Annotated in this window: 3 protein-coding genes; all 3 read right to left on the bottom strand. The window is 22.8% G+C overall.

What is annotated here, in order from left to right:
- Window positions 1-264: 264 nt before the first annotated feature.
- Window positions 265-1,893: a dihydropteroate synthase-like protein gene (locus T523_RS07475; RefSeq protein ID WP_042708317.1), complete on the bottom strand. Its 1,629-nt coding sequence runs from the start codon at window positions 1,891-1,893 to the stop codon at window positions 265-267.
- Window positions 1,894-2,113: 220 nt separating this feature from the next.
- Complete coding sequence (gene ppk1 / locus T523_RS07470; protein ID WP_052334688.1) at window positions 2,114-4,303, bottom strand: polyphosphate kinase 1; 2,190 nt, start codon at window positions 4,301-4,303, stop codon at window positions 2,114-2,116.
- Window positions 4,304-4,824: 521 nt separating this feature from the next.
- Complete coding sequence (locus T523_RS07465) at window positions 4,825-5,733, bottom strand: Ppx/GppA phosphatase family protein (RefSeq protein ID WP_052334687.1); 909 nt, start codon at window positions 5,731-5,733, stop codon at window positions 4,825-4,827.
- Between the last annotated feature and the right edge of the window lie 267 nt (window positions 5,734-6,000).

Below are 6,000 nucleotides of genomic sequence, written 5' to 3'. Positions count from 1 at the left end.
CAAATATATATTTGTTGCACTTATTATTTAAATTTATTGGTTTAAACGACCTTTTTTTATTAAATTACTAATTTTACAATTGTATTATTACAAAACAAGAATATACAATAATTAAAAATATAAAAATAAGAAAAATGAGGGCTCAAAAACAAGTCAAAAATTCAGGCCCCTAAATATATTAGTAAATTATTAAAAATATAATAGAACTTAAAAATAGAATATATTAAAAAGATAATAAAAAATAAGAAGAATTTAAAAATAAATTTAATTTAAATTTAAAGGTTTATTAAACAATGCAAAGTCTTGAACATATTCTTTTCCAGTAATCATTGCAATTCTAGCTTTTTGAAGTTCACTACCCATATAAGCTGCATGATCCATCATAGAAATAAGTCCTTGCCTTACAAGTTCATCATATATCTCTTTTGGATATTTACCTTCAACAACAATATCTGGGACAGTTTTCTTAAAATGAGTTACTACAATTTTTCTATCTTCAAACTTATCTGCATAATCTACCCTTATTTTAAAACTACCTGCACGATCACGTACAAATCTTTTAGACTCTTTTGCTTTAATAACTTCCAAATTAGAACTATCTTCAATCATTTCTTCTCCAAGAATATCATTTCTTTGTTTTTTATCTTTAAATCTTAAAAGATTTATACCTAAATCTTTAGGTATTGAAGATCTATGCTTAGCTAAAAACATCATTTTACTTGCAATAGCAAGTTCATATACACTACCTTCAGTTTTTCCACTTTCTTCAGGAGTAAATAAAACAGATGCTCCAATTTCCATAGCAATACCTGCAAGTAATGTATTAGCACCTACAGAGTCAGTATCCATAAGTTCAGTTACATTACCTACACCAAAGAATAAAGGATAAGGATTTTTTTCTTTAAACTCTTTGCATGCAATAATAGAATCAACAATACTAGAACTATTTACTGGATCAAGAATTAAATCTGCAATAAAATCTATTTGTTTACCTGAAGAATATTTATCACAATATCCAATAAGTTCATCAATATATTCTAAACGTTCATTTATAGTATGAGGAACTTTATTTACAGCAAAATTTGTTGGAAGAAGTACTGCTGGAACATCATATTTATCTAGTAAAGGTACAAGTTCTTCTGCATGTCCTAAATCTAAACTTAACACAAGATCAATACCATTTTCAAGAGCAACTTTAATCTCTTTAGGATTCAATGTATCAATACTTAATGGTCTATCTCCAACAATAGGCCTTAAAGTTTTAATTAAATCTGGAATCATATCAGAATTGTCTTCACCTGCAGCCATTCCAATATCAATCATATCAGAACCACTTTCAACAAAATGTTTACATTTTTTAATTAAACGTTCTTTAGAAAGAGAAGGTGCATTTGCAATTTCAGACAATACTCTAATTGGGAAATCTTCACCAACAGGTAAATTTCTAACTAATATATTATTTGGTTTTTTAAGAAGTTCTTCTCTTTTATCAGTATCATTTTCAAAATCTTCAATAAATTGAAATGCCCTTTTTCTTTTTTCTTCTTCAATTAATTTATCTGCTGCTTTATCTGTAGCTAAATCTAAATCATTTATTAAATCAATAACCATACCTAAATCAGCACAATCAGTTGGTCCTTTAAATGTAGGGATACCTAGCTTTTCATTAATTTCATTAGTTGTTTTTCTTATTAAACCTGGAACCAAAATCATGTCAATTGTAGATAACTCATTTTCATAATTATCTTTAACTTCTTTTATGATTTTATTAGGAGTTAAAAAAGCAGCTACTTGAGTATTTGCTTTATGAACAATAACATCTTCTTTTGAATTTTTTACAATATCAATAATTGCAGGATATGCAAGATTTCCAGTAACAATAAGTATTTTCATAAAAATCCCCTTAATAATTAATATAATACATATTTATTTTACTAATTATTAACTTTTTTTAAAATAAGTTTAACCTATAAAAATAGCTAAAAAAAATAAGTTTTATTAAAATTCACTAATATTTAAAATGAACTTTTTAAAATTTAATTTCAAGTATTAAAGATTGTTTAATTCTTTATAAAAAATAGAATTTTAAAAAAAAAATTAAAAAAATGTTAAATTATTGTTCATTATGAATAAATTTATAAAAAACCATTTTAAATTTATCCACAATTGAATCATTAACATTTTCAAAATTAACATCATCATCTCCATGAGCCATGAAATAATCTTGTGCTGAAAGAAGGTCTACTCCCCTCATAACTTTAGCATAATTACCATTTGAATCAATAAACCTTGCTTTAACATTATCGGTAAGATAAATATTTAAATCACGAAGAATTCTTTTTTTCAATTCATCACTATAAATAGGGAATGCAATTTCTACCCTTTTATTCATGTTTCTAGTCATTAAATCAGCACTAGATAAATATATCTCAGTATTAGATGGAGTGATAAAACAGTATATTCTAGAATGTTCTAAGAATCTTCCAACAACACTTATAACCTCAATATTATCAGTTACTCCAGGAATTCCTGGAACTAAACAACAAATACCACGAATAATTAATTTAATTTTAACTCCTTCTGCAGAAGCTTGTTGTAATTTATCAATCATCTGTCTATCAGTAAATGAATTCATCTTCATAATAATACTAGTTGGAATTCCACTTTTAACATTTGTAATAGCTCTATCAATTTTTTTAATAAGATTTTGTTTAAGAGAAGTTGGTGCTACTAAGAAATGTTTATATTTACCATTTAAATTAGATATTGCTAAATTTTTAAAGAACAATGTAGCATCTTTACCTATTTCTTCATTACTAGTAATTAAACAGTAATCAGTATAAATTTTACAGGTTTTTTCATTATAATTACCAGTACCTAATTGAGTGAAATATTGTAATTCATTGTTTGGTCCTTGTCTAACTACAAGACATATTTTTGAATGTACTTTATATTTATCATAACCATAAATAACTTTAGCACCTGCATTTTCAAGAAGTTCTGCATAATAAATATTATGACTTTCATCGAAACGTGCTTTTAATTCCATTAAAACAGTGACAGTTTTACCATTTTCAATAGCAAGAAGAAGATTTTTAACAACTTCAGAATTATTAGCTAAACGATAAATTGTCATTTGTATAGATAAAACATTTTCATCAATTGCTGCTTCATGTAAAAATTTAACAAAAATCTCAAATGATTGATATGGATAAAAAAGTAAAACATCTTTTTCTTGAGCTAAATCCATTATTCTATTATTTTTAAAAATTGGATTAAATTTAGATTTAAATGGTTTATAAGAAATTTTCTCAAATATTTTAGGTTCTACATGCTTTAATTTATCATAAACATCAGAAACATAATCCATATTAATAGGTGTTTCAGTTAAGAATACTTGTTTTTTAGATAAATCAAATTTTTTAATTAAAAATTTAACCATATCATCATCAAAGTACTTATAAAATTCAAGTCTTATAGGTGCAAGACGGTTTCTTTTTTTAAGAATCTTTTTCATATATCCCCTATAATCTTCATCTTCATCAATTTTAGATTTAGATAAGTTAATATCTGCATTACGTGTTAAACATACAACTGTTTTAAAATCAATTGAATAATTAGTGAATATATCATTAACATATTCATATATTAAATCTTCAATTAACATATACCTTAAAGAAGATTCAGGTGAAAATACTACTTTAGGTAAACTATCTGGAATTTGAATAATACCAAATTCTTGTTTATTATCATCTAAATTAGTCATTGAAATAATAATATTCAATGCATTATTAATTAAATGAGGAAAAGGATGTTGTGGATCAATAATTTGTGGAGCTAATACAGGGAAAACATGATCAAAAAAATATTTATTGTAAAATTCTGCTTCTTTCTCATGTAAATCAGCAAATTCTAACTGTTTTATATTATGTTTATTTAATAATTTTTTAGATATTTTTTTAAATATTTCATCTCTTCTTCCATATAAACGTCTAGTTTCTTTAAATATGTGATTTAATTGCTCTTGTGGAGTCATACCTGTTTTATTATCAATATCATTCTTTTTAACAAGAGTTAAATCATAAAGAGAACCACAACGAATCATGTAAAATTCATCAAGATTACTTGTAAAAATGGATATGAAGTTTAATCTTTCAAGAAGAGGAACAGTATTATCTTCAGCTTCTTCTAATACTCTTTCATTAAATTTAAGCCAAGATAACTCTCTATTTTGTGTAAAACTATAATTCCTTTTCTTTTTACTTTTTTTATCTTTTTTAGATTTTTTAGATTTTTTTGACATGAAATATCAATTCCCCATTATAATGAATTTTAAATTAATATACTTAAAATAATAACTCATGACTTAAGATAATAAATCACAATACATAGATATTATAATTATATTTTATATATTTATAAATTTTAAATTAAACAAGTGAATTTAATATTGAATATAAACAATATTTTAAAAATTGTTTAATAAAAAGATACAATAGTTTTAAAAATAATTATAAAAGAATAAAATTTAGATAAATAATTAATTAAACCTTTAAAAGAATTTCCAAGTTCTGTGCTTACTTATATATAAAATTTAGACAAATTATTAATTAAACCAAAGTTTTAACTGAAAATATTAAATTTAAAAAAATTAAAATAATTATTAAATTAAAATTTGAAATCTTTAAATTTAAGATATATTTTCAGTAAATAAAGAATTTAAAAAATTAAAACCTAAAATAAAATATCTTTTCAATATTTAAATTAAGAATTAACTTAAACTTTAATTAATTTAATATAATATCATTTAAATATGTAATTTAATTAATCATTAATATATTTTTTATAAACATTTTCTATAAAGAATCCTTCCCTTACACCAAATTTACTTACCTGAATTTCATTACATCCAAAATATTTAGTTAATACTTTAAAAATTAATAAACCAGGTACAACTGTATGGATTCTACTAGGTTTTACATGTAAAATAATATCATAACTTGATCTATCACCATTAGATAATTTTCCATCTAATTCAGTAAGCATTTCAACAGGAATACAATCTTTCTTTTTAAGTAATCCAAGTTCAGATAACATATTATTTACTGCACGTATAGTACCACCTACACCACACATAAATGGAATTTTTTTATCATATTTAATATTAAGTTTTTCAATTTCTTTAAAAACCCTTAATTCAATTAATTTCTTTTCTTTAGCATTAGGAAGAATATGTGAAACATATTCATTAAATAAATTTAATGAACCTATAGGCATACTATAAGATTCTATAACTTTATTATTTTCATATATTACAATTTCAGTAGATCCACCACCAGAATCAATAACTACTCCATCTTTTTTACTACAATTTTTTTTAGCTCCAATAAAACTAAGTTTAGCTTCATCTTCAGAAGGTAAAATACTAACATTCATTCCAATAACATCTTTAACACATTGAACTACTTCATCAGAGTTATCTACATTACGAATAGATGCAGTTGTAAATGCAGTAAAATCATGAATATGTAAAACTTTTAAATCTTTTTGCATATTTTTTAAAACATTGATTAATTTTTTAATAGCTTTTTTTGGAAGTTTATTATCTTTAACATATGCAATTAAACCTAAAGTTTCTTTTTCTGAGAAAATTTTTGAAAAATGTTTTTTATCATAAGAATACACATTCATACGAACAGTGTTTGAACCAATATCAATAATTCCATATAACAATTTAGACACCTGTAATTATTAAGATATAATTATATATAATATTATAATTATTTTTTATTATTTAAAATTATACTTTTTGTGAATAAAAATTCATATTATTAGAATAAAACTTAAATAGAAAATTAAAATACATTATAAAAATATAATAGAAAGAAAAATTAAAAAATTATAAAAAATATATAAAAAATTAAAAAAATAAAAAATTATAAAAAAGACTACTATATTAATAATTTAAAAATAAAATAGATAAAAATCGATTTAAGTAAA

The organism is Methanobrevibacter wolinii SH, from assembly GCF_000621965.1.
In the GTDB taxonomy this organism is placed as follows: domain Archaea; phylum Methanobacteriota; class Methanobacteria; order Methanobacteriales; family Methanobacteriaceae; genus Methanarmilla; species Methanarmilla wolinii.
The sequence above is the reverse complement of the archived record's forward strand: the minus strand, read 5'-3'. Positions and strand labels throughout refer to the sequence as shown.